The sequence below is a fragment of the Paenisporosarcina sp. P4_E4_2 genome (assembly GCF_056401595.1).
Genome location: NZ_JBFUJC010000440.1, coordinates 1 through 2,187 on the forward strand (window position 1 = coordinate 1; position 2,187 = coordinate 2,187).

Genomic DNA, 2,187 nt, shown 5'->3' on the forward strand with positions numbered 1-2,187 from the left:
ACTACTTTTTCATCAATTAACGCTAAATCTATTTGAAACTGTTCAGGTAATATATGATTTAAAAAATATACGTGATTTTCAAAGCTGTGAATTTCTTTCTGACCAATAGCCTGTTCCTTACTATCTCGCCACATATCCACTGTTTGTTCAGCATATTTGGCGTTGTACTGAATAATTATCAATTTATGATGGTTCATTACAAAATCTCCTTCAGTTTTGTTAACTGCTCTATATGTTGTTTTATGTTAGTAAGTTGGATTAGAAAAAGAGCTGACTATGCAGCTCACTGATTTAAATTGATTATTTAACGAGTGGAGATATCTGTTTTTCCCATTCGGTAGGCCCTTCGTTAGTTTCAATAAATTTTCTCCAATATTCTCCACTTTGTTTATCAAAAATAATAATATTGCTGTCGTTTGGTGAAATTAATTCATATCTATTTTGCTCTTCATCCTTAGTTGTTCCATTGGTTGAAGTATCTCTTATTGCTCCTGAAATTTGAAATGATGAATAAAGAATGGAAATGCTTAAAACTACAATTGCCCCTGTTAAAGCTAATCTCGTCGTTTTCTCGTTCAATATGTAACCCCCATTAATTGTTAAACTTTAGTAACCTAATTTTGGTTTTACATGAACATTCTACATAGTTGATTAGTTATCCTGTTTTTTATATTCTTCAACTAATCAAGCTCCACACAATGGCTATTATTTCGTTTTCATATAAATAAAAAATGACCAACAAATCAATTTATAATTTGTTGGTGATCTTTATTACATATTTATTGTTTGAGATGAATGGTTTCATTGGTCAGCGATGTTTCTAATTTGTTAATTAAAAATTCCTTTTGACTCACTCACTCATTAAAGGATGGTCATCCGCATCATATGATTTGTCTTTCCACCGCATATCATTGTCTTCTTGGAATACCTCTTCGAAGAATTGACTTGCTGATTGAGCAAGCAACTTATAGTATTGTTCGAACAACAGTGCCGCATGATGACCATTCCATATTTCCGGAAGCAACTCTTTTGGAAGTCCAGGATCTGCGAAGAGAAATTTTCGGTATTCATGAACAAGCTTCGTGCGTTCCACAAAACATTCGGCATCCGACATCTGGCCTTTGCTCATCATGCTTTGATGTACGATGAACTGTTTGCTGTAGGTCGAAATGAATTCCTGATATTTCATTTCTATCTCTTGAAGGGGCCAGCTTTTTTCGACAAGTGATCGATCTGCTTGCGGTCCTTTATATGAGGACACGAAGAAATCTGCATAATCTTGAATCTCATACTTTTCAATTAGAAGACTCACTTCTTTTTCAAGATTGTTCGGTGAAATCCAGCAACCGTTTGAAAAGCTGCCAAACCCGCTCCATAACAGTTCTTTACGAAGTTCATCGCGAATCTGTCTCTTTTCTTCAGGAATCGTATACATCAGCATACGCCATTTTCCATCCCACTCGTCTGGTGTTAATTTGAATATGCGGACTGCCGCTTCTTCCATTCGGGCTTCACCACGTGGGGTCAAGAAATAATAACTCTTATTGCCTTTTTTTTCAGACTCAATCCATCCTTGCTTCATCATTCTGGAAACCGCTACGCGCACGGATTGTTCATTATGTCCAAATTCTTTTAAAAGGCGAATTAAACTACCAATCCATATTTTGTTTCCGTAATGCCGGATGWAATCACCATAAATTGTAAAAATCATGGATTGTGTGTTTGCCAATTCATTTCACTCTTTCTTTTTTGCTATTCAACATATATCAAGATTTATTCCATTTTTCATTATATCGTTATATTACAAAAATGAACATTAAATCCCAGTGAATATTGGACGACGTTTTTCACTAAATGCGTTTAATGCTTCGATACGATCAGTAGTCGGAATCACCAACTCATAAGCTTTCGACTCAATAGCTAATCCTGTCTGCAAGTCTGTATTCATTCCAGTTGAAATAGCGTACTTTGCCTGTTTAATCGCAACAGGACCATTTTTCATCATATTTAAAGCAAACTGCTCGCAAGTTTCTAGCAACTGTTTTTTCTCTACGACTTTTAATACGATGCCAAGTTCGACACCTTCCTCAGCTGTGAACTTTCTAGCCGTGAAAATCAGTTCTTTTGCTTTCATTTCTCCTACTAGTCTTGGAAGTCGTTGAGTACCCCCTGCACCTGGGATGATGG

At 35.8% G+C, this 2,187-nt stretch carries 3 protein-coding genes and 1 pseudogene; all 4 read right to left on the reverse strand.

Annotated elements, in window-relative coordinates; translation table 11 throughout:
• Nucleotides 1-197 (reverse strand): annotated as a pseudogene (locus tag AC1DSB_RS18385) (GNAT family N-acetyltransferase); the annotation flags it as partial.
• Between the two features lie 103 nt (nt 198-300).
• Nucleotides 301-579, reverse strand: a complete 279-nt coding sequence (locus AC1DSB_RS18390) for a hypothetical protein (protein ID WP_477532082.1) — start codon at nt 577-579, stop codon at nt 301-303.
• A 271-nt stretch (nt 580-850) separates the two neighbouring features.
• The gene (paaX, locus tag AC1DSB_RS18395) at nt 851-1,711 is read right to left on the reverse strand and encodes a phenylacetic acid degradation operon negative regulatory protein PaaX (protein WP_477587315.1); all 861 of its coding nucleotides are present in this window, start codon (nt 1,709-1,711) and stop codon (nt 851-853) included.
• A gap of 105 nt (nt 1,712-1,816) precedes the next feature.
• Nucleotides 1,817-2,187: enoyl-CoA hydratase-related protein (locus tag AC1DSB_RS18400; RefSeq protein WP_477587314.1), on the reverse strand; the 371-nt coding region annotated here is incomplete at its 5' end.